This window comes from Streptomyces sp. NPDC086080 (genome assembly GCF_044540255.1).
Taxonomy (GTDB): Bacteria; Actinomycetota; Actinomycetes; order Streptomycetales; family Streptomycetaceae; genus Streptomyces.
Genome location: NZ_JBITRU010000046.1, coordinates 1 through 23,114, shown reverse-complemented (window position 1 = coordinate 23,114; position 23,114 = coordinate 1). Strand labels below are relative to the sequence as shown.

Here is a 23,114-nt window from a genome sequence, read left to right as displayed (position 1 = left end):
GTCAGTACTCCACCTCCTGGTTGGCACGGCGCCGGATGACGGTCACCTCGTCGCGCTGGTTGCCGGTCGGGCCCAGGTAGTTGAAGGCAAAGCTCAACTGGGCGTAGCCGCCGATGAGATGGCTGGGTTTGATCAGCAGGCGGGTCAGGGAGTTGTGGATGCCGCCGCGCCGTCCGGTGGTCTCGGTGCGGGGGACGTCGATGAGCCGGTCCTGGGCGTGGTACATGTACACGGTGCCCTCGGGCATACGGTGCGAGACGATGGCGCGTGCGGCGACGACGCCGTTGCGGTTCACGGCCTCGATCCAGTCGTTGTCCCGCACCCCCACCTTCGCCGCGTCCTGGGTGCTCATCCAGATGTGCGGGCCGCCCCGGGACAGGGACAGCATGAAGAGGTTGTCCTGGTACTCGGAGTGGATCGACCACTTGCTGTGCGGGGTCAGGTAGCGCACGGTCACGCCGAGTTCGCCCGTCTCGCCGAGACGGGGTTCATCGAAGAGTGCGTGCATGTTCAACGGGGGGCGGTACACGGGTAGTTGCTCGCCGAGGGCGGTCATCCAGTCGTGGTCGAGGTAGAAGTGCTGGCGGCCGGTGAGGGTGTGCCAGGGCTTGGACCGCTCGACGTTGACGGTGAACGGTGAGTAGCGCCGCCCGCCGGTCTCCGAGCCGGACCACTCGGGTGAGGTGATGACCGGGACCGGGGCGGCCTGGGTGTCGGCGAAGGTGATCTGCTTGCCCTCGTGCTCGGCGGCCAGATCGGCGAGGCGGGTGCCGGTGCGGGCTTCCAGGGTGTGGAATCCCTGGGTGGCGAGATGGCCGTTGGTGGTGCCGGACAGGGCGAGGATCGCCTCGCAGGCCTGTGCGTCGCGGGCGATCGAGGGGCGGCCGTCGGCGGCGCCGCCGCGCACGGTGCCGTTCTTGTGCCGCAGGTACTCGAGTTCGCGGTCGACCTTGAAGGTGACGCCCTTGGTGGTGGCACCCAGGGAGTCCAGCAGCGGACCGAGGGCGGCCATCTTGTCGGCGACGGCGCCGTAGTCGCGTTCGACGGTGATCAGTTTCGGCATGGTGCGGCCCGGTACCGGCTCGCACTCCCCCGCCTTCCAGTCCCGCACCCTGCCGTGCGGGGTGGCCATCGCGTCGGGGGTGTCGTGCAGCAGCGGCGCGGCCACCAGGTCCTTGCGCACACCGAGATGCTCGCCGGCCTGGCGGCTGAACTCCTTGGCGAGGGTGTGGAAGATGTCGAAGTCGGTACGGGTCTGCCAGGGCGGGGCGATCGCCGGGTTGAAGGAGTGCACGAAGGGGTGCATGTCCGTGCTGGACAGGTCGTACTTCTCGTACCAGGTCGCCGCGGGCAGCACGATGTCGGAGAAGACGGTGGTGCTGGTCATGCGGAAGTCGAGGGTGAGCAGCAGGTCGAGCTTGCCCTCCGGGGCCTCGTCGTGCCACACCACGTCCCGGGGGCGGGCGTCGGGCGGGGCCTCGGTGGCACGCACCGAGGAGTCGGTGCCCAGCAGGTGCTTGAGGAAGTACTCGTTGCCCTTGGCCGACGAACCCAGCAGGTTGGCCCGCCAGATGGTGAGCACCCGGGGGAAGTTCTCCGGCGCGTCCGGGTCCTCGCCCGCGAACTTCAGACGTCCCGCCTTGAGTTCGTCCACCACGTGGTCGGCGGCGGGGCGGCCCGCGGCATCGGCCTCGTCGGACAGGTCCAGGGGGTTGCGGTCGAAGGTCGGATACGACGGCATCCAGCCCATCCGCGCCGAGGCCGCGATCACGTCCGCCGTGGACTTCCCGGCGAACGTACCCCCCGCACCGGCCGCCGCGAGGGTGTCCGCGGAGAACGGGTCGTAGCGGAACTGGTCGCTGTGCAGATACCAGTAGGCGGTCTGGATCATCTGCCGGGCGGGACGGTTCCAGTCGGAGGCGGTGGCGATCGTCGAGTAGCCGGTGATCGGACGGACCTTCTCCTGGCCGACGTAGTGCGCCCAGCCGCCGCCGTTGACGCCCTGGCAGCCGGTGAGGGTGGTCAGGGTCAAGAACGCCCGGTAGATGGTGTCGGAGTGGAACCAGTGGTTGGTTCCCGCCCCCATGACGATCATCGAACGGCCCTTGGAGTCCTCCGCGTTGGCGGCGAACTCGCGGGCGATCCGCGCCGCCCGGTCCGCGTCCACACCGGTGATCGCGGCCTGCCAGGCCGGGGTGTACGGCTCACTCGCGTCGTCGTAGCCGGTGGGCCAGTTTCCCGGCAGCCCGTCGCGGGCCACGCCGTACTGGGCGAGCAGCAGGTCGTACACCGTGGTGACCAGCCGACCCGCGACCCGGCGCACCGGCACTCCTCGCCGCAGCCGTGCGGCGGCGCCGTCCGGGGCGTCGAAGCGGGGCAGTTCGACGACGGCCGCCGCCTCCTCGCCGCCCTCGGCGGACAGCAGGGGGCGGATCTCGCCGAGGTCGAGGTTCCATTTACCGGCGCCGGACTCGCCGAAGCGGTCGCCGAGGGTGCCGTTCGGCACCACGGGCAGGCCGGTGGCCTCGTCCAGCAGCACGGTCCTGAACTCGGCGTTCTCGGTGCCGGCGTGGTCGCCGCCCAGGTCGGACGCGGTGAGGAACTTCCCGGGCGTGCAGGTGCCCGGTGCGTCCTCGCTCTCGTCGAGCGTGACCAGGAAGGGGAGGTCGGTGAACCGCTGGACGTAGTCGGTGAAGTAGGGCGTCGCGCGGTCGACGAAGAACTCCTTGAGGACCACATGACCCATGGCCATCGCCAGCGCGCCGTCGGTGCCGGGCTGGGCGGCCAGCCACTCGTCGGCGAACTTCACGTTGTCCGCGTAGTCCGGGGAGACCGCGACGACCTTCTGCCCCCGGTACCGGGCCTCGGCCATCCAGTGGGCGTCGGGGGTGCGGGTGACGGGGATGTTGGAGCCCCACATGATCAGATACCCGGCGTCCCACCAGTCGCCGGACTCCGGTACGTCGGTCTGGTCGCCGAACACCTGCGGAGAGGCGACGGGCAGATCGGCGTACCAGTCGTAGAAGGAGAGCATCACCCCGCCGAGCAGGGAGTAGAAGCGCGCTCCCGCGGCGTGGGAGACCATCGACATGGCGGGAATCGGGGAGAACCCGGCCAGCCGGTCCGGGCCGTAGCGCTTGATGGTGTGCACATGCGCGGCGGCGGCCATCTCCGCCGCCTCGGCCCACGTCGCCCGTACCAGACCGCCCTTGCCGCGTGCCCGCTTGTAGCGGCGCGAGCGCTCGGGGTCGTCGACGATGTCCGCCCAGGCCGCCACCGGGTCGCCGAGGCGGGCCTTGGCCTCCCGGTACATCGACAGCAGCACGCCGCGCACATACGGGTAGCGGACCCGGGTCGGCGAGTAGGTGTACCAGGAGAAGGCGGCGCCCCGGGGGCAGCCGCGCGGCTCGTACTCGGGACGGTCCGGGCCGACCGACGGATAGTCCGTCTGCTGGGCCTCCCAGGTGATGATGCCGTCCTTGACGTACACCTTCCACGAGCAGGAGCCGGTGCAGTTCACGCCGTGGGTGGAGCGCACCACCTTGTCGTGGGACCAGCGGTCACGGTAGAACTCGTCCGCCTGACGGCCGCCCTTGCGGTGCAGGGAGCGCAGGTCCTCGGAGACCTCGGCCCGGGTGAAGAAGCGGCGTGAGCCGACCAGTGCCTGAGCCACCTCACCGTCCATGCCCGGGGGTTTCGTCCCCCGGCCGGTCCTTCCCGGTGTCGGGCTCGCCTCGGTGCTCACTGCGCTGCTCCTTCCCGGACGGCTTCACACGTCCGTGGAACGCTCGCTGGGTCCCGGCCATCGTACGCACATGATCGTCTTACCTGACCATCGGACAGATATGCGGAACCAGAGCATCTTTTTTGGCCGCGAGTCCCTTTGTACCCTCCTTTCACTCCGGCCGGGAGGTGAACCGGGCCGGTCGGGCCCGGTTCCGTTTCAGCCTGCCGGCTGCTCCATACGGGTGCCGGCGCGGGCGCGCACCGCTTCGACCGCCTCCCACTGCTCGGTGGACAGCGCCGCCAGCGCGGCGGGGAAGACACCGTCCTGTTCCTTGAGGATGTGCAGGCGCAGCAGGTCGAGCACGCCGATCAGCCGGTCGGGCCAGGTCGTGTCCCGCGGTGTGCCGGCCGCGGCCTCCGCCAGCACGGACTCGACCTGCCGGTGCTCCTGTTCGAGCGCCGCCAGCTGGTCGGGGAAGTCGTCGGCGAGCGCGGGGAACAGCCCGTGCTCCTCCACCTCCGTGTGGGGCTCGAGCACCTCGCCGATCCGACGGGCGAGTTCGGCCATCCGAGCGGTGTCGCCGGCGCGGTGGGCGTCCCGGACGTGGCTGATCAGCTGCACCACCTCGTCGTGCTCGCGGGTGAGTTCGTCGATCGAGGTGAGGGACTGGCAGCCGCAGTACTCGCACACGGTGTTGCCTCCTTACGGGCGCTGTGCCGGATCAGTGTGACTGGGTGGCGGGAACGCGGCGCTCCAGTCCGCGGCGGACGCCGGTCGCGGTGTAGGCCAGTGCGGCGGCCGCCACCAGGGCCAGCAGGACCAGGCCCAGGGCGTAGGAGCCGTACGCGCCGTACAGGGCGCCCATCACCAGCGGGGGCAGGAAGCCGCCGAGGCCACCCGCCGCGCCGACGATTCCGGTGACCGATCCGACCTTGTTCGCCGGGGCCAGCAGGGCCACCAGAGCGAACACGGCGCCGCTGCCCGCACCGAGCGCCGCGGCCATGGCCAGGAACGCGATGGTGCCGACGGGCGCCAGGGACGGGGTGAACGACTGCGCGAGCGCGCCGACGGCGACCAGGCCCAGGGAGCCGGTGAGCACCTGTACGGGACCGAGGCGGTCCGACAGCCAGCCGCCGACCGGCCGCATGGCCACGGCCAGCAGCACGAACCCCGCCATGCGGTTGGCCGCGTCCGCCTGGGTGAGGCCGTAGCCGGTCTTGAGGTAGGTGGGCAGGTACACCGAGAAGGCGACGTAGCCGCCGAAGACCACCGCGTACAGGGCGGACGCCTGCCAGGTGACGCTCAGCTTGAAGGTGGCACCCAGCCGGCGGGCCAGCGGTTCGGTGGGCACGGTGCGTCCGGGTGCGTCGCGCAGCACCAGGTAGGCGACCGCCGCGTACACGACCAGTACCCCGGCGGTGATCAGGAAGGGGTTGGCCATGCCGTTCGCTTCGACCAGCTTCACCGTGGTGAGGGCGCTGATCGCGGTGCCGCCCATACCGGCCCCGAAGACGCCAATGGCCAGGCCCCGGCGCTCGGGCGGGAACCATGCGCTGACGAAGGGCACGCCGATGGCGAAGGCGGTGCCGCCGATCCCCAGGAAGAAGCCGCCGGCCAGCAGCGCGGCGAACGAGGAGTGCCCCGCCAGGCCCAGGTACAGCACGGGTACGACGGTGGCCAGCGAGACCAGCGGGAACATCACCCGCCCGCCGAACCGGTCGGTGAGCGCGCCGACCGGGATGCGGCCCAGCGAACCCACGATCACCGGTACGGCCACCAGCAGCGACTGCTGGAAGGACGACAGTCCCAGGGAGTCCTGCAGCCGGGGGGCGAGAGGGCTGAGCAGTGCCCAGGCCCAGAAGTTCAAGGCGAAGCCGACGGTGGCCAGGGCCAGCATCAGCCAGGCCCGGCCGGTCACGGCCGCACCGGGTTCCGGTGCTCGATTCGAAGTGCTCGACGGCTGGAGCATGCCGTCCGTCCTCCCTGTTCGCGGTGCGGCCCGTTCGAGTCGGCCCGCGGGTACCGGGGCTTGTTCCGGCGTCCCACGACCACTATCGGCCGCGGTGCGCGGTGATGCGCGGGCCGTCGGTCCCCGGTGACGGGGACCGGCGGTCCCCGTCACCCGGGACCGGCGGTCCCGGGTTCGAGGTCCGAACGGCATGCCCCACCCGCCGGTCGGCCGGGGGTGCCTCGGCCCGCGGGGTGAGAGTTCCCCCGGCCTCGGGGCCGTAACCGAAGCGGATCAGCACCTGAGGGCTGCACCATCGGGTGGAGGGTGCCCGCATCGCCTCCCGCAGGTCCGGCCATTCCATGGCCTGGTGGAGCAGCGAGGTCCGCACCCCGTGCACGGTGGCCACCAGCAGCGCGCGCTCGAGTGCCTGGCCCGCCTGCAGCCAGTCACGCGGCCGGTCGCCGACGGTCCACAGCAGGGCGACCTGGGCGTGCCGTTCGAACCGCATCCGCGGCCGTCCGGGGGCCGGCGGCCGGCCCGTGAAGTCCCGCATCGGCATCCGCCCCGCGGCGTCGAGCGGGCGGGCGGTGGTGAACGGTATGCCGTAGGGGCTCGCTCCGGGCGGCGCGATCCAGGCTCGGCTCTCGGCCGTACGTGCCTTGTCCGTGGCGTTGCGCAGCTCGGCCGCCGACGTCACGCGCAGCAGCCGACGTGTCCGGAGGATGTCCGGGACGTACAGGTGCGCACCCTCGGCCCGCGCGCCGGCGACCATCTCGGCGACGACCGGCTCGGGCACCGGGCGGCCTGTGAACGGCATCCGGCTGGAGTGGCGCCGGGCCACCGCCGGGTACAGCGTGCGGAGGTCCGGCGGGGCCGCCGCGGTGGGCACCGTCAGCTGCACGGTGGCGAGCAGGTCCGGATCGTACGGATCCGGAAGTAGGTGCGGAACGGGCTGCCAGCCGAGATGGGCCGCGGCGACCCGCAGGTTGAACACCGCCGAACCGGCGGACAGGTACTGGGCACGCCCGTCCGGGTCGGCCAGCGCCAGGGACCGGCTGCGGTCGGCGTGGACGGTGACCGACCGGGTGCCCAGGTCGAAGCCGAAGCGCCAGGGCTGCGTGTTGTGGATCGACGGCGCCGCCACCGCGGCGGTCAGCAGCGTCTCCAGCGCGAGAGCGTTGATCTTGTCGGTGTGCGTCATGGCTCCCTCGCCGTCCGGGAACCTCCGGTGTGGAGGAGAACTGCCCTTGATTCCCCACCTTCGGTGACCGCCGGGAGCGTGACGAGGGCCACTCGGCCCCTCGCCCGGCGCCGAGTGACCTACATCGCGGGGGAGAGCGAGGGCGAGGAGGACGACGCCCGGGGAACCGGCGGCGGGGTGCGGGCGAACCGGGTGCGGTGGCACGAGGGACGACGCCGTGTGGGGCCGCGGCGTTCGTCCGCGTGACGCCCTGGTGCCGGGCCGGGACGATGCCCGTGCCGAGCCGCACGGGCAGGAACGGCGTGCCGGCGAGCGTCCGAAGCGGTGACCCGCCCCGGTGGAGAAACGGTCCTCGGCCTCGGGCGAGCAGGCGCCGGCCAGCGGCGGGATCACCGGGGACCACGGCCCCGCGGTGTCCCCCCGCCGGGCCTCACCTCCGCGGTGCCGTGCGCCCCGGCCCCGGCACGGCGCATGACAGGGCCGCCGACGTCCGTACCGCCCCGGGACCGGGGCGGTACGGGGCGGTACGGACGTCGGCGGCACCACCCGGATGCGGGCGCGCAGGTGACGGGACGTCAGGCCCGGCCGCTCTCCCCTGCCGCTGTGCCGGCCGGGCTCGTCCCGCTTGCCTGGATCACCGCACTTCTGGGTGCACCCACCGGGGGACGCGGAACGACGGGAGCGTCGGGTTCCGGGGCACCGGGCAGGTGCGGCCGGCCCGCACCGGGCAGCAGGGCCGACAGTTCCCGCTGGTAGGGGAAGGATCCGGGCTGGTAGCCGCACCAGGGTTCCTCGGCGTACGGATCGCCGGTGACGCCGTACGCGCGGGACCGGGATCCTCCGCAGACCTGACGGAACTCGCACCGGCCGCACCGGCCGCCCAGGCCGTCGGCGTCCCGCAGTCCGGTGAACAGCTCCGAGGAACGGTAGATCTCGGCCAGCGGCCGGGTCCGCACGTTGCCTGCACCCAGCGGCAGGAAACCACTGGGGTGCACGGTGCCGGTGTGCGACACGAAGGCGAAGCCGCGGGCGGCGTTCACGTCCAGCGGAGGGCGCCGGGCCCGCCTGTTTCCCTCGGACAGGCCCAGTCCGATGGAGCGTTCCGACAACTCCCGGTACAGCGGCCCGAGTCCCAGCACGGCCACATGGTCGTCACCCGTGTCCGCGAGGATCTTGCGCTGGAGCGCGACGCGGCGGAAGTGGTGGGCCTCGGTGGTCTTGGCGGGCACGGTCAGTCCCACGTCGTACACGAAGTTCAGTACGTCCTCGGTCTCGGCGGGGGTGAGTTCACCGAGCTGCCGGCCGCGTCCTGTGGGCACCAGGAAGAAGGCGCTCCACAGCATCGCCCCGTGGTCGCGGACCAGACGGACGATGTCCGGCAGGTCGTGCAGGTTGTGCCGGGCGACGGTGGTGTTGATCTGTACCTTCATGCCCATCGCGCGGGCGGTGTCCCAGGCGTCGAGCGTCCACCGGAACACTCCGGGCACACCGCGGAAGCCGTCGTGCAGCTCGGCGGTGGAGCCGTCCAGGCTGAGGGAGAGGCCGACCGCGCCCGCCGCGTGCACCTCCCGCAGCCGCTGCGGGGTGAGCGTGGGAGTGCCGGACGGCGATACCGCGACGCGGACCCCCACCTCCTTTCCGTGGGCGATCAGTTCGTTGAGGTCCGGTCGCTGGAACGGGTCTCCACCGGTGATCACGAACAGCGGGGCGGGCTGTCCGAACGCGGCGACCTGGCGCAGCAGGTCCTTGGCCGCGGCCGTGTCCAGTTCGCGCGGGTCGCGGTCGGGTACCGCCTCGGCCCGGCAGTGCAGGCAGGCCAGTGGGCAGGCCCGGGTGGATTCCCAGATCACGATGAACGGCCGGTCGGCGACGTCCTGGTGCTGCCGCCGGATGGCCCGTGCGCCGCTCACCGGGTGCCCCCGGTGCGGCTCGTGCGCACCGTTCGCCCGGCCGTCCGGGAGTCGGGACAGACGGTCCGGGCGGCCGACCGGTGACCGCCCCGGACCGTGCGCAGCCTCCGTGACGGGGATCGGCGGGGGACACAGCCGCACGGATGCGGTTGACGGTTGTACACGGGACACCTCCGGTTCGGTCGGTGTCAGCCTGTCCCACCGGGCCGGGCCCCGCCGCGGCCGACCAGTCCTGAACCGGTGGGCCGTTGGTCCCCTGCTCCGGTGTTGCGCACAGGGCCGGACGGCCTCTCGCCACGCGTACGCCGCCCCCGGCCGCGGGCGGCGGTCGGGGGCGGCGCGGTGAGCCGGCGGTCGCGTTCAGCAGTGGTTCCGGTCCGCTCCCAGGGCGTTCGCCGTGGCGACGAGAGCGGCGCCGGTGCCGGTCAGCAGGGCACCGAGGCCGGTGACGAGGGTGGTGAGGTGCCACGCCTGGTACGCGGACATCAGGGAGGCGCGCAGGGTTTCGCCCATGAAGGCGGTCTGACGCAGCTCGGCGAGCTTCCCGGTGTCGTCCCCACCGGCGTGCAGTTCCTCGGAGATCTCCGCGTAGGTACGGCCCCCGGTGGCCTTGGCGAGATGGTCCTTGATGAGTTCGGCGTAGGCGTGGGCCTCGCCGCCGGTCTCCACGGGACGGCCCGCGAAGCGCGCGAGGTGCGCGGGCAGGCCGTGGTCCGGGAAGGTGATCCGCTGCGCGGCCAGCTCCGCCCGTATCTCCGTGCGGCCACCGCGGCCGCGCAGCAGCATCACCGGCCCGGCGGCTCCCAGCGCGAGGCCGGCCAGTCCGATCAGGGCGCGGGCCCGGCGGGGCGCAGCGTTCATGGTGAGTCGTCCTTCGGTCTCGGAGACGGAGGGTGGGTGTCAGCGGTGGCCGGTCCGAAGCCGCCGGGATCCGGGGCCGCGCTCCGGAAAGCGAGAGGTCACCGGCGGTGGACGGCCGGGCGGCCCGGCCGCCGCGGAGAACGCGGCCCGCCACGTCCCTGACGCAACCCGATCACAGGGCGGCCGGCGCGGGGGCACCGGTCGGGGACGTGGTGGACCGCCGTCCGGCCGTGACTGAGGAACGGCCGGACCATGACCGGTCCGGGAGCTCGCCCCGCCTGCTGCCCGGCCCGTGGCACACGAGAAGACGTGGCCGTGCAGGGTGACGTGGCGGTCCGTGTCGCTTTCCGGTCGGTCACGCCACAGAATCGCCCGGCCCGTCGCGGTGCCGCCTGGGCCGGGCGGGCCCGCGGCGGTGTCCGACCGGCCCCCGTCCACGGTCCCGGAACAGGGCCGAACGGTTGGTCCCGAGGGGGTACTTCGACCCATGCGGGCGGGTCCGGCGCCCTCTAGTGTCCGCTCTCATGGACCACGGCAGCCACCCCGACGGGGCGCGTCGGTACGACCGGCAAGCCCGCCCGTTCCCCCTCCGGGGGGCGCGGCGCCGATGTCACACGGGCTGACGCCGAACCCGGTCGGCGACCCCGCACCGTCCCCCTCGGACCGGGACGTCGCGGTACCGCTGCGGCGGACCGGTCGACGCACCTCCCGGAACGCCCGGGGGACCGTCCCACGGTCGCCCCGGCTGCGCGCGGAGCGCCCCTGAGGCGCCGAGCGCCGGCATCCCGTATCCCGTTCCGTACGGTCGTTTCGCCCGGCGCACGTCACCGGGGCCTCCTCGCGCCCGCTGTCCCTGTCCGCCGCCTCCTTCGCTTCCCCGCAGCCCCGCCGTCGTGGCCGCCTCTCATCCGTCCGCCGGGGACCGGCGGACCACGCCCGTACAAGGACCCCGATGATCCTGGAAGACCTCCGGACGGCCTGCCGCAAGGACCCCGCCCTGCACGGCGTCCATATCGTCGAGGTGCTGCTGTACCCGGGGCTGTGGGCGATCTGGTCGCACCGGCTGGCCCACCGCCTGCACCGGCTGGGCCTGCCGCTTCTCCCCCGGGCCCTGTCCCAGCTCAGTCGCGCCCTGACCGGCATCGAGATCCATCCCGGCGCCGTGATCGGCCGTCGCTGCTTCATCGACCACGGCATGGGCGTGGTGATCGGCGAGACCGCCGTCCTCGGCGACGACGTGATGCTCTACCACCGGGTCACCCTGGGCGGCACCGGCTGGTGGACCGACACCCCGGCGGCCAGGCGGCACCCCACCATCGGCGACCGGGTCGTCCTCGGCGTCGGCGCGAGTGTCCTCGGCCCCGTACGGATCGGCCACGACACGCTCGTCAGCGCGCACTCCCTCGTCCTGCACGACGTCCCCGCCCACTCGTGTGTCCGGGCCACGGGCACGCAGTACTCCACCCCGCCGGAATCCGTGTCACGGCCGGCACCGAACACGAAGGACCACCATGTCGGCGATACATCCCTCGATCACCTCACTCATCGGCCGCACTCCCCTGGTGGCCCTGCACCGCTACGGTGACGGCCTGCCGGCTCGCCTGGTGGTCAAGCTGGAGTCCGCCAATCCGGGTGGCAGCGTCAAGGACCGCATCGCCCTGGCGATGATCGAGGACGCCCTGGCCGGCGGAGCGCTCCGGCCCGGAGGCCACATCGTCGAGCCGACCAGCGGCAACACCGGCATCGGCCTGGCCATGGTGGCCGCCGCCGGAGGCCACCCGGTCACCTTCACCATGCCGGAGAGCATGAGCCTCGAGCGGCGGGCCCTGCTGCGCGCCTACGGCGCCGAGCTGATCCTCACCCCCGCCGCCGAGGGCATGCGCGGTGCCGTCGCCCGCGCCGCCGAACTGGCGGAACAAAACGGCTGGTTCATGCCGCAGCAGTTCACCAACCCGGCCAACCCCGATGCCCACCGCCGTACCACCGCCGAGGAGATCTGGCAGGACACCGACGGGCAGGTCGACGTCCTGGTGGCCGGGGTCGGCACCGGCGGCACCGTCACGGGCGTCGGCCGGGTACTGAAGGAGAAGAAGCCGGACGTCACGGTGGTGGCCGTGGAGCCGGCCGAGTCGGCGGTGCTCTCCGGCGGCACCCCCGGCCCGCACCGCATCCAGGGTCTGGGCGCCGGGTTCGTCCCCGAGGTCCTGGACACCTCCGTCTACGACGACGTCTGCCGCGTGTCGCTGCCCCAGGCCCAGGAGGCGGCCCGGCTCCTGGCCCGCACCGAGGGCATCCTCGCCGGTGTCTCGGGCGGTGCCGCCCTCCACGCCGCCACCGCCCTCGCGCGTTCACCGCGGCACCGGGGCGCGCTGTTCGTGGTCGTCCTGCCCGACACCGGGGAACGGTATCTGAGCACGGACCTGTTCACCTGATCCGCGGCCCGGGTCCCCGGGTCCCCGGGTCCCCGGGTCCCCGGCGCCTCCGAGGACCCGAGGACCCGGACCCGCGGCCGGCCAGGCCGGGGCCGGAAGGCCGGGTGACCAGGGCCGTTCGGCCCAAGGTCACCGCCCCGGTGGAAACCTAGGTTTCTGACCATGGAGAACGATCAGAGCGCACGCCGGGGGCCGAAGTCCGCTCAGGGGACCTGGCCACTGGCCGCGCGCAGACTGCTGAACCGCCGGGAGGTCTCGTCCGACGGACGTGCGGTCTTCGGCGAGGGCGACCCGAAGTGGGAGGGCTTCTACCGGGACCGCTGGTCCCACGACAAGGTGGTGCGCTCCACGCACGGTGTGAACTGCACCGGTTCCTGTTCCTGGATGGTGTACGTCAAGGACGGCCTCATCACCTGGGAGCACCAGGCCACGGACTACCCGTCCATCGGCAACGACTGCCCCGAGTACGAGCCGCGCGGCTGCCCCCGCGGTGCGTCGTTCTCCTGGTACACCTATTCGCCCAGCCGGGTGCGCTACCCGTATGTCAGGGGCACGCTGCTGAAGATGTGGCGGGAGGCGCGCCGCAGGCTGGGCGACCCGGTGGCGGCCTGGGCGGAGATCACCGGTGATCCGGCGAAGGCCCGCGCCTACAAGCGGGCCCGCGGCAAGGGCGGTCTGGTACGGGCCGACTGGGACGAGGTGGCCGAGCTGGTCGCCGCCGCCCATGTGCACACCGTCAAGCAGTACGGTCCGGACCGTGTGGTCGGCTTCTCACCGATCCCGGCGATGTCGATGGCCTCGTTCGCGGCCGGCTCGCGGTTCATGTCGCTGATCGGCGGCACCCTGCTGTCGTTCTACGACTGGTACGCCGACCTGCCGGTGGCGTCGCCGCAGGTCTTCGGTGACCAGACCGACGTGCCGGAGGCCGCGGACTGGTGGAACGCCGGCTATCTGATCATGTGGGGATCCAACATCCCCGTCACCCGTACGCCCGACGCCCACTTCCTGACCGAGACCCGCTACAACGGCACCAAGGTCGTCGCCGTCAGCCCGGACTACGCCGACAACGTCAAGCACGCCGACGAGTGGGTGTCCCCGCACCCGGGCACCGACGGTGCCCTGGCGATGGCGATGGGACATGTCATCCTGCGCGAGTTCCTGGTGGACCGCGAGGTCCCGTACTTCCAGGACTATCTGCGGAAGTTCACCGACGCGCCGTTCCTGGTGACGTTGCGGGAGCACGGCGACGCCCTGGTGCCCGACGGCTTCCTGACCGCCGCGGACCTGGGGCGGAAGGACGAGAACGCGGACTCCAAGACGGTTCTGCTGGACTCGGTCACGGGCGAGCCCGTCGTCCCGAACGGCTCCCTCGGCTTCCGCTGGGCGAAGTCCGGCGCGGGCAGCTGGAACCTCGACCTCGGTGACGTCGTCCCCGAACTCAGCCTGCTGCAGCGGGCCGGGGAGACCGCCACCGTGATGCTCCCCCGCTTCGACGAGGGCCCCACCGAGGGTGGTTCGACCATGGTGCGCGGAGTGCCCGTGCGCCACGTCGGCGGACGTGCGGTCACCACCGTGTTCGACCTGATGCTGGCCCAGTACGGCGTCGAGCGGCCGGGGCTGCCCGGCGAGTGGCCGTCCTCGTACGACGACGCCTCCCAGCCGTACACCCCGGCCTGGCAGGAGACGGTCACCTCGGTCCCCGCCGAGCAGGCGGCCCGGATCGCCCGGGAGTTCGCCCGCAACGCGGAGCGCACGAACGGCCGTTCCATGATCGCGCTGGGGGCCGGCACCAACCACTGGTTCCACTCCGACACCATCTACCGGGCGTTCCTGGCGCTGACCACGATGACCGGCTGCCAGGGCGTCAACGGCGGCGGCTGGGCGCACTACGTCGGCCAGGAGAAGGTCCGTCCCCTGACCGGGTTCCAGCATCTCGCGTTCGCCTTCGACTGGCAGCGGCCCACCCGGCACATGACGGGCACCTCGTACTGGTACCTCAACTCCGACCAGTGGCGCTACGAGGCGTTCGGGGCGGACGAGCTGGCCTCCCCGCTGGGCAAGGGCAAGCTCACCGGAAAGACGTTCGCGGACTGCCTGGCGCAGGCCGTGCGGCTGGGCTGGACACCCGGTCACCCCGGCTTCAACCGCAACCCCCTCGACCTGGCCGACGAGGCGGCGGAGCGGGGCCGGCCGGTCACCGAGCACATCGTGGACGAACTGAAGTCGGGACGGCTGCGGTTCGCCACCGAGGACCCGGACGCTCCCGAGAACTTCCCGCGCGTGCTGACGGTGTGGCGGGCCAACCTGCTGGGGTCCTCCGGCAAGGGCAACGAGTACTTCCTGCGGCACCTGCTGGGCGCGGACGCGGATGTCCGCTCCGAGGAGACCCCGCCCGAGGGACGTCCGCGGGAAGTGGTCTGGCACGACGAGGCGCCGGAGGGCAAGCTCGACCTGCTGGTCACCATGGACTTCCGGATGACCTCCACCGGTCTGCTCTCCGACGTCGTCCTGCCGGCCGCGACCTGGTACGAGAAGGACGACCTGTCCAGCACGGACATGCACCCCTTCGTGCACGCCTTCACCCCGGCCATCGCCCCTCCCTGGCAGGCCCGCACCGACTACGACACCTTCCTCGCCATCGCCGACAGGTTCAGCGACCTGGCCGCCGAACACCTGGGCACACGGACCGACGTCATGACCGTGCCCCTGCTGCACGACACCCCCGACGAACTCGCCCAGCCGGGCGGGGTGGTACGGGACTGGAAGACCGGCGAGTGCGAGCCGGTCCCCGGGCGGACCATGCCCAAGCTGGTGGTCGTCGAGCGGGACTACGCGGCCGTCGCACAGAAGATGCGGGCCATCGGCCCGCTGCTGGACACCCTGGGCACCACCACCAAGGGCGTCACCGTCCACCCCGACCGGGAGATCGAGGACCTGCGCCACCGCTGCGGCACCGTCCGTGAGGGAGTGGCCGCCGGCCGGCCGTCGCTGGCCACCGCCTCCGACATGTGCGAGGCGATCCTGGCCCTGTCCGGCACCACCAACGGCCGCCTGGCCACCGAGGGCTTCCGCGAGCTCGAGCGCCAGACCGGCAGCAAGGGCCTGGTGGAGCTCGCCTCCGAACGCGAGGCCGAGCGGATCACGTTCGCCGACACCCGCACCCAGCCGCGCTCGGTGATGACCTCCTACGAGTGGTCGGGCTCGGAGACCGGCGGGCGCCGCTACTCCCCGTTCGTCATCAACACCGAGCACAAGAAGCCCTGGCACACCCTCACCGGACGCCAGCACTTCTTCGTCCAGCACGACTGGATGACCGAGCTGGGTGAGCAACTTCCCGTCTACCGGCCGCCGTTGAACACTCCTCGGCACTACGGCGACGAGCAGTTGCACGAGGACGGCCGGGCCGAGGTCACGGTCCGCTACCTGACCCCGCACTCGAAGTGGTCCATCCACTCGAACTACCAGGACAACAAGTACATGCTCGACCTGTCCCGCGGCGGCCCGGTCATCTGGATGTCGCTGGAGGACGCCGAGAAGATCGGCGTCAAGGACAACGAGTGGATCGAGGCGTACAACCGCAACGGTGTCGTCGCCTGCCGGGCCGTGGTGACCCACCGCATGCCCGAGGGAACCGTGTACATGTACCACGCCCAGGACCGCAACATCAATGTGCCGAAGACCGAGGTCAGCGGCAAGCGGGGCGGCATGCACAACTCGCTGACCCGACTGCTGCTGAAGCCGACCCATCTGGCCGGCGGCTACGCGCAGTTCACCTACGCCTTCAACTACTACGGCCCGACCGGCAACCAGCGTGACGAGGTCACGGTCATCCGGCGCCGCGGCCAGCGAGTGGAGTACTGACATGAGGGTCATGGCACAGATGGCGATGGTGATGAACCTCGACAAGTGCATCGGCTGCCACACCTGCTCGGTCACCTGCAAGCAGACGTGGACCAACCGCACCGGTGTCGAGTACGCCTGGTTCAACAACGTCGAGACCAAGCCCGGTGTCGGCTACCCCCGCCGCTACGAGGACCAGGAGCAGTGGAAGGGCGGCTGGATGCTCGACAAGCGCGGCCGGCTGGTGCTGCGCTCCGGGGGCCGGGTCAAGCGGCTGCTGTCGCTGTTCTCCAACCCCGACCTGCCGTCCCTCGAGGACTACTACGAACCGGTCACCTACGACTACGACAACCTCATCAGCGCCCCCGCCGGACCGGACATGCCCGTCGCCCGGCCCCGCTCGGTCCTCACCGGCAAGCCCACCGAGATCACCTGGGGCGCCAACTGGGAGGACGGCCTCGGCGGCGCCCCGGAGAACGCCGGCGCCGACCCCAACCTGTCGGGCGAGTGGGCCGAGAAGGTCAAGTTCGAGTTCGAGCAGACCTTCCTCTTCCACCTGCCCCGGCTGTGCGAGCACTGCCTCAACCCCGCCTGTGTCTCCGCCTGCCCGTCGGGCGCCATGTACAAGCGGGTCGAGGACGGCATCGTCCTCGTCGACCAGGACAAGTGCCGCGGCTGGCGGATGTGCGTGACGGCGTGCCCGTACAAGAAGGTGTACGTCAACCACGCCACCGGCAAGGCCGAGAAGTGCACCTTCTGCTTCCCGCGCATCGAGGCCGGACAGCCCACCGTCTGCTCCGAGACCTGCGTCGGCCGGCTGCGCTACCTCGGTCTGGTGCTGTACGACGCCGACCGCGTCGGTGAGGCCGCGGCCACCCCGGACGAGCAGGACCTGCTGGACGCCCAGCGTGCCGTGTTCCTGGACCCGTTCGACCCCGAGGTGATCGCGGCCGCCCGCGCCTGTGGCATTCCCGAGGACTGGCTGGACGCGGCCCGCCGCTCCCCGATCCACGCGCTGGTGTCGAAGTACAAGGTGGCGCTGCCGCTGCACCCGGAGTACCGCACCCTGCCGATGGTCTGGTACGTGCCGCCGCTCTCCCCCGTGCTCGACGCGGTGGACGCGGCCGGCGGCAACCAGGACGACCCCGACCATGTGTTCGCCGCCGTCACCCGGCTGCGCATCCCGCTGGAGTACCTGGCGGAGCTGTTCAGCGCCGGGGACACCGATGTGGTCGCCGGCGTGCTGATGAAGCTCACCGCGCTGCGCTCGTACATGCGGGAGCGCACCCTCGGTGAGGAGGGCGACGAGGCGGCGCTCAAGGCCGTCGGGCTCACCGCACGGGAGGCGGAGGACCTGCACCGGCTGCTGGCCGTCGCCAAGTACGAGGACCGCTACGTCGTTCCCGCCGCCCACAAGGAGGACGCCGCGGCGCTCTCCGCCATGGAGGACCGCTGCCCCGTGGAGACCTCGGGCGAGGCGGAGGCCGGTGACGGCCGCCGCGTCATGCTCGGCATCCCCACCCTGCGCCGCCGTACGACCGACACACCCGCCGGAGGCCACCTGTGACCCCCCTGCCGACCACCGTGCCCGGCCTCGTCCGCACCAAGGTCCGGGCCGCGCTGCGCCGCCCGGACCGGGCCTCCCGCACCACCCCGCTCACCCCCGAGGAGGCGGAACAGCGGGCGCTGCTGCTGCGGCTGATGTCCCTGCTGCTGCAGTACCCCGACGCCGAACTCGCCGCCGCCCGCCGGGTGATCGCCAGCACCGTCGAGGCACTGCCGGCATCGCCCGCGGCCGGCCATCTGGCCGAGTTCACCGCCTGGTTCACCGGGCAGGACCCGGACACCCTGGAGCGGCACTACGTCGAGACGTTCGACCTGCGCCGCCGCAGCGGCCTCTACCTCACCTACTACCTGCACGGCGACACCCGCCGCCGCGGCATGGCGCTGCTCACCCTCGCCCAGCGTTACCGGGCGGCCGGCTGGGACACCGACGGCAGCGAACTGCCCGACCACCTCCCGGTCGTGCTCGAGTTCGCCGCACTGACCGGCCCCGGCAAGGGCGAGGCCCCGTTGCGCCAGCACCGGCGCGGCATCGAACTGATCCACCACGCCCTGACCGACGCGGACTCCCCCTACCGGCACGTCCTCGCCGCGCTGATCGAGCTGCTGCCGCCGGCGACCGCGGCCGACCAGCGGGCGGTGGCCGAACTGGCCGCCCAGGGCCCGCCGAACGAGGACGTCGGGCTCGACCCGTACGGCGAGGGCGAGTTCGCTCCTCCGGGCGCCTTCGTCCCGCCCGAGCAGGCACCGCCCACCCTCGCCCCACCCTCCGCCGCGCACCCTCAGGAAGGCCGTCGATGAACACCTCCGGAGCCGACCTGCTCCTCTGGGTCGCCGTCCCCTACATCTGCCTCGCGGTGTTCGCCGTGGGACACGTCTGGCGGTACCGGCAGGACCAGTTCGGCTGGACCTCCCGCACCAGCCAGCTCCTGGAGCACCGCTGGCTGCGCTGGGGCAGCCCGCTGTTCCACCTCGGCGCGTTCATGGTGATCGGCGGACATGCCGTCGGTCTCGCGGTGCCGGCCTCCTGGACCGAGGCGGTGGGCATCGACGAGCACACGTACCACACCACCGCCGTATGGGCGGGTTCGGTTGCCGGGATCGCCATGGTCACCGGTCTCGGCATGCTGTCCGCCCGCCGGCTGCTGGCCCCACGCATCCGCCGCACCACCGACAGCAGCGACAAGGTGCTCTTCCCGCTGCTGTCGGCGACGGTCCTGCTGGGCATCGTCGCCACCGCCGCACACTACGTCTTCGGCGCCGGCTACGACTACCGCTCCACCGTCTCCGTGTGGTTCCGCGGCCTGTTCAGCCTCAGCCCCGAGCCCGCGGCGATCGCCGGTGCCCCGCTGCTGTTCCAGCTCCACGCGCTGACCGCCTGCCTGCTCTTCGCGGTCTGGCCGTTCACCCGCCTGGTGCACGTGTGGAGCGCGCCGGTCGGCTACCTCGCCCGCCCGTACGTGGTCTACCGCCGCCGCACCCATCGGCCGGTGGCCACCGTGGCTCCGGGCACCGGGCCGTCCCGCACCCGGGCCTCGGGGCGCAAGGCGTGAACCGCGAACCGGACACCGCCGCACCGGCGGTGTCCACCGGCCCGGCCGGGCCCCCCGGCACGGGCCGGCGGGCCGGCTGGGCCATGCTGGTCACCGGGATCATCGGCTGGCTGGCCTCGTTCCAGCTCACCCTGGACGACTGGCGGACGCTCCAGGACCCGTCGTACGTACCGGCCTGCAATCTCAGTCCGGTCGTCAGCTGCGGCAGCGTCATGTCCAGCCCGCAGGGCAGCCTGTTCGGCTTTCCCAACATGCTGGTGGGGCTGGGGGCGTTCGCCGCCGTGGCGGCCCTGGGCGTCGCCGTGCTCTCGGGGGCGCGGCTGCACCACCGGCTGTGGCTCGCGCTGGCCGCCGGCGCGTTCGCCGGGGTGGTGTTCGTCCACTGGCTGATCGTGCAGTCGCTCTACGAGCTCAACAAGCTCTGCCCGTACTGCGTCGTCGTCTGGATCGTGACCATCGCCCTGTTCTGGTTCCTCATCCTGCACTGCCTGGAAAAGGGTGTGCTGCGGCTGCCCCGGGGTGTCCACGACATCGTCCGGGACACCCACTGGATGCTGCTCGCCGCCTGGTACGCGGTGATCGCGCTGCTCGTGCTCACCCGTTTCTGGGACTACTGGAGCAGCCTGCTTTGAATCCTCCCCTCCCTGAAGGGAAGGGGATTCCTGGCTCAGGCTGCCACCTGGAGCGGCGCTCCCGGGGGTCTTGTGCCCTCGACGCCAGCCGGGTTGAGACCAGCCCGGACGAGCATGACGCGTGCGGAGTTCTTGTCCCGTGGGGATGCGGCTGTGCAGGCGGTGCAGGTGTAGGTACGTTCGGAGAGGGGGAGTGCGTGCTTGGTTCTCGCTCCGCACTGCGCACAGTCCATGGTGGTGTGCGCGGGATGCACGAGGCGGATGTCCCGCCCGTGTTTGCGGCCCATCTCGATCAGGGCCTGTTTGGTTGCGCCGATCGCTGCGTCCGCGGCTTTGCGGGCCATGGTGGTCCTGGCGAGGAAGCGCGGCCGGAAGTCCTCGACGGCGATCACGTCGTGGTCGGTCACGACGCGCTTGGCCCACTTGCGGGCGGTGTCCTGCCGCTGCCGGGCGACCTTCTTGTGCAGCCTGGCGGTCTGCCGCTGCGCTTCGCGGTAGCCCTGGGACGCGGCCTGCCCCCTGGCCGGGCGGCGGCGGGCCATCATCCGCTGGTAGCCGGTCAGCTTCGCCTGCGCCTTACGGCCAGGCTGGGCGTGCGGGAGGTCGTGCGCGTCGGATGTGGTGGTGGCGGTTTCCCTGACGCCCCAGTCGACACCGAGGACACGGCCCGTGGCGGGGAGCGGCTGCACCTGCGCGGCGACGACGAAGGAGGCGTACCAGTGCCCCACCGCGTCGCGGTGGACGCGCACCGAGGACGGCGCGCAGGGCAGCTCGCGGGACCACACCACCGTCAGGACGATGCCGCCCGCGAGGTGGAGGCGGCCGTCCTTCAGCCGGAATCCCCGCACGGTGTAGTTCAGTGTGGGGAGCGCGTCCCGCTTCTTTTTCGGCTTGGGCATCCCGGCGCGCTGCCGCATGGGCAGCCGCTTGCCGATGTCCTTCAGGGCCTTGGAGCGGGAGGTGGCGAAGTCCCGGATGGTCTGCTGCTGAGCCACCGAGGCACCGTCGCGCAGCCACGGCGTCGCGGCGCGGGCCTCGGTCAGCATCCTGTCGAGCTGGGCAGGGCCGCACGTCAACGTGTCCTCGGGGTGCGCCTTGTTGTGGGCGTGCACCTGGCGGGACTTGGCCACGGCCTCGTTCCAGACCCAGCGGCACCGGTCCCACTCCGCCACCAGCAGGGCACGGGCCGTGGACGATACACGCAACCGGTAGGTGTACCGGGCATGCCCGGCCTTCTCCTCCGTCCCCACCCGCGCCATCCCACTCTCCCCTTTCCACGGTTCGCGGCCAGGCACGTGCCGTCCCGAGCCCTGTGCAGGACCATATGTACGACAGCCGCACACACACCCGCCGATCCCGCAACCCCCACCCCGACCAGCGACACCATGCACACACGTTCGCATCACCTCTGCTGTGGTGGCAGCAGTACCCGCGCTCCGCGCCCGGAACCCGACGCCGGCGACGCTCCGCGTCGCCATACCCGGATGCGATTCCTCCCCGGCGTGAACGCCGGAGCATCCTCACAAGAATCAGGTGAAGGAGACGCGAATGGACGACGTACTGGCGGCCTGGACGGCAGCGGTGCGGGACGAGCTGGGTGTCGACGTCGAGGTCGACCGCGACCTCCTGCTCGCCCTCGCGGGCGACGCCGCCCACGGTGTCGCCCGGCCCGCGGCGCCGCTGACCACCTTCCTGGTCGGGTACGCGGCGGGCCGCGCGGGCGGTGGCCCGCAGACGGTGGCCGACGCGGCCCGCCGCGCCGGTGGCCTCGCCGCCCGCTGGGCCCGTGAGGCCGACAGCGGTCGTGGGGCGGGCTGAATCCCGTCCCGGCGCGCCCGGCACGATCGCGTGTGCGCGCTGTCCCGTCCGACCGGGCGGCTCCGGGTTCTCCGGAGCCGCCCGGCCGTGGTGTGGGGCGTTCAGCCGGAGGCGGCCGAGGAGGTGACGTTGCGCACCGCCCGCAGGGCCGGGTGGCGCCGGCGCAGCCGGTGCTCCAGTCGCTGGTGCAGTGTGAACCAGGAGGCGGGGCAGCCGTGGCAGGTACCGCCGAGGCGGACGGTGACGACGCCGTCCGTCACGTCGACGAGGTCGATCGTGCCGCCGTGCGAGCGGGCGAAGGCGCCCACTTCCCCGTCGAGGACCTCCTGGGCCGCGGCGTACAGCAGCGCGTCCTCGCCGAGGCCGCCGGGGTCCGGGGCGGTCGTCCAGGCGGCGGGGTCCTCCAGCGCGGTGTGCAGGGCGGTGCGGACCCTGGCGCCCTCGGCGGCCCAGGTGCGGTCCGGGGCGAGGCAGGTGACGACGGCCGTGGGCTCCAGCGTGATCCGGGCGAGGGTGCCGTCGGCGAGCAGTGCGGCCAGCGGCGCGGGCACGTCCACGAGCGGACCCGTACCGCTGAGGGTCCCGGTGGGGACGATCCAGCGCAGCCGGCCGGGCCGGCCGGGAACCGTCTGGGGGTGCGTGGGGATCATGGCGGCCGTCACCCGCTCAGCAGGGCGGTGACGGTGCGGGCCAGGTAGGCCATCAGCCAGGCCAGCGCGGTCAGATAGGCGAGGGCGATGGCCGGCCACCGCCAGGTGCCGGTCTCGCGGCGCAGGACCGCGACGGTGGCCATGCACTGCAGTGCGTAGACGAAGTAGACCAGCAGCGCGGCGACGGTGGGCGGGGTGAACACCGGCTCACCGGCGCGGGGACCGTCGGAGTGGGTCATCTCCCGCAGCGCTCGGGCCGGTTGTTCGGGGTCCTCGGCGGAGGCGACCTGTCCGAGGGTCGCGACGAAGGTCTCGCGGGCCCCCTGCGCCGAGAGCACACCGACGTTGACACGCCAGTCGAAGCCGAGCGGCTCGAAGACGGGGGCGACCGTGCGTCCCAGGCCGGCGGCGTAGCTGTGATCGACGGTGTAGGCGGACACGGCGACGGAGTCGGTGGGGTCGACACCGGCCGCGCGCAGGCCGCTGTCCGTGTGCAGGGGCAGGTTCAGCAGCATCCACAGGACGACGCTGGTGGCGACGATGACGGTCGAGCACTTGCGCAGGAAGGCGCGCGCGGAGGACCACACCGCCACCAGCACCGCGCGGGGGGCGGGCAGCCGGTAGGGCGGCATCTCCATGAAGAAGGGCATCGCCGGGCCGTGACGGTCGCCGAACCTCTTGAAGGCCCAGGCGGCCACCATCGCGGAGACGGCGCCGAGGAAGTAGAGGCCGAACATGATCAGGCCCTGGGCACCGAACGGCCCGATCCGGTCGGACGGGTCCACCAGCAGGCCGATGAGCAGCACATAGACCGGCAACCGGGCCGAGCAGGTCATCAGCGGGGCGGCCATCATCGTGGCCAGCCGGTCTCTGGCCGAGGGCCAACGTCGCTTCCGTAGTGTGATCTTGGTCGGGTAGGGTCCTGATCTTGTGGCGAGCGGGCACATAGCTGGTGAGACGTATCCCGAGCGGACGC

The 23,114-nt window shown here is 72.1% G+C and carries 16 protein-coding genes and 1 pseudogene; 8 read left to right on the top strand and 9 right to left on the bottom strand.

The features are described from left to right. Position 1: 1 nt before the first annotated feature. The 6 genes from ACIF9R_RS34300 to ACIF9R_RS34275 all read right to left on the bottom strand — a co-directional run bounded on the left by ACIF9R_RS34300 (position 2) and on the right by ACIF9R_RS34275 (position 9,650). On the bottom strand, positions 2-3,685 hold the full coding sequence (locus ACIF9R_RS34300) for a nitrate reductase subunit alpha (protein ID WP_399986405.1): 3,684 nt from the start codon (positions 3,683-3,685) through the stop codon (positions 2-4). 258 nt (positions 3,686-3,943) lie between these two features. Then, positions 3,944-4,417, bottom strand: coding sequence for a hemerythrin domain-containing protein (locus tag ACIF9R_RS34295; RefSeq protein ID WP_399986375.1), 474 nt, complete (start codon positions 4,415-4,417; stop codon positions 3,944-3,946). Positions 4,418-4,448: 31 nt separating this feature from the next. Next, complete coding sequence (locus ACIF9R_RS34290; RefSeq protein ID WP_399986373.1) at positions 4,449-5,696, bottom strand: nitrate/nitrite transporter; 1,248 nt, start codon at positions 5,694-5,696, stop codon at positions 4,449-4,451. A gap of 82 nt (positions 5,697-5,778) precedes the next feature. Further along, the gene (locus tag ACIF9R_RS34285) at positions 5,779-6,879 is read right to left on the bottom strand and encodes an Acg family FMN-binding oxidoreductase (RefSeq protein WP_399986371.1); all 1,101 of its coding nucleotides are present in this window, start codon (positions 6,877-6,879) and stop codon (positions 5,779-5,781) included. A 575-nt stretch (positions 6,880-7,454) separates the two neighbouring features. After that, a complete protein-coding gene (locus tag ACIF9R_RS34280; RefSeq protein WP_399986369.1) occupies positions 7,455-8,789 on the bottom strand; it encodes a TIGR04053 family radical SAM/SPASM domain-containing protein in 1,335 nt (444 codons plus the stop codon). Positions 8,790-9,149: 360 nt separating this feature from the next. Beyond that, positions 9,150-9,650: a hypothetical protein gene (locus ACIF9R_RS34275; RefSeq protein WP_399986367.1), complete on the bottom strand. Its 501-nt coding sequence runs from the start codon at positions 9,648-9,650 to the stop codon at positions 9,150-9,152. A 952-nt stretch (positions 9,651-10,602) separates the two neighbouring features. Here ACIF9R_RS34275 and epsC point away from each other — a divergent pair. The 7 genes from epsC (at position 10,603) to ACIF9R_RS34240 (ending at position 19,670) form a co-directional block, all read left to right on the top strand. After that, positions 10,603-11,235, top strand: coding sequence for a serine O-acetyltransferase EpsC (epsC, locus tag ACIF9R_RS34270; protein ID WP_399986365.1), 633 nt, complete (start codon positions 10,603-10,605; stop codon positions 11,233-11,235). After that, the gene (gene cysK / locus ACIF9R_RS34265) at positions 11,162-12,082 is read left to right on the top strand and encodes a cysteine synthase A (RefSeq protein ID WP_399986363.1); all 921 of its coding nucleotides are present in this window, start codon (positions 11,162-11,164) and stop codon (positions 12,080-12,082) included. The genes epsC and cysK overlap by 74 nt, the downstream gene beginning before the upstream one ends. Before the next feature lie 162 nt (positions 12,083-12,244). Next, a complete protein-coding gene (locus tag ACIF9R_RS34260; RefSeq protein ID WP_399986361.1) occupies positions 12,245-15,943 on the top strand; it encodes a nitrate reductase subunit alpha in 3,699 nt (1,232 codons plus the stop codon). A 1-nt stretch (position 15,944) separates the two neighbouring features. After that, positions 15,945-17,489, top strand: coding sequence for a nitrate reductase subunit beta (gene narH, locus ACIF9R_RS34255; protein WP_399986359.1), 1,545 nt, complete (start codon positions 15,945-15,947; stop codon positions 17,487-17,489). Continuing rightward, a complete protein-coding gene (gene narJ / locus ACIF9R_RS34250) occupies positions 17,486-18,286 on the top strand; it encodes a nitrate reductase molybdenum cofactor assembly chaperone (RefSeq protein ID WP_399986357.1) in 801 nt (266 codons plus the stop codon). Before narH ends, narJ begins: the two co-directional genes overlap by 4 nt. After that, on the top strand, positions 18,283-19,038 hold the full coding sequence (gene narI, locus ACIF9R_RS34245; protein ID WP_399986355.1) for a respiratory nitrate reductase subunit gamma: 756 nt from the start codon (positions 18,283-18,285) through the stop codon (positions 19,036-19,038). Before narJ ends, narI begins: the two co-directional genes overlap by 4 nt. After that, positions 19,035-19,670: a vitamin K epoxide reductase family protein gene (locus ACIF9R_RS34240; protein WP_399986353.1), complete on the top strand. Its 636-nt coding sequence runs from the start codon at positions 19,035-19,037 to the stop codon at positions 19,668-19,670. The genes narI and ACIF9R_RS34240 overlap by 4 nt, the downstream gene beginning before the upstream one ends. 35 nt (positions 19,671-19,705) lie before the next feature. On the opposite strand, the gene ACIF9R_RS34235 is transcribed toward ACIF9R_RS34240, so the two are convergent. Then, entirely contained in the window at positions 19,706-20,929 is a 1,224-nt protein-coding gene (locus ACIF9R_RS34235; RefSeq protein WP_399986351.1) for an RNA-guided endonuclease InsQ/TnpB family protein, read from the bottom strand. 298 nt (positions 20,930-21,227) lie between these two features. Here ACIF9R_RS34235 and ACIF9R_RS34230 point away from each other — a divergent pair. Continuing rightward, positions 21,228-21,488, top strand: a pseudogene (locus ACIF9R_RS34230) (DUF6457 domain-containing protein); the annotation flags it as partial. A gap of 101 nt (positions 21,489-21,589) precedes the next feature. On the opposite strand, the gene ACIF9R_RS34225 reads toward ACIF9R_RS34230, so the two are convergent. Together ACIF9R_RS34225 and ACIF9R_RS34220 are read right to left on the bottom strand one after the other, a co-directional pair. Continuing rightward, positions 21,590-22,138, bottom strand: coding sequence for a NifU family protein (locus ACIF9R_RS34225; protein WP_399986349.1), 549 nt, complete (start codon positions 22,136-22,138; stop codon positions 21,590-21,592). An 8-nt stretch (positions 22,139-22,146) separates the two neighbouring features. Further along, positions 22,147-23,114 (bottom strand): nucleoside recognition domain-containing protein (locus tag ACIF9R_RS34220; RefSeq protein ID WP_399986347.1); only part of this gene is annotated, 968 nt, incomplete at its 5' end.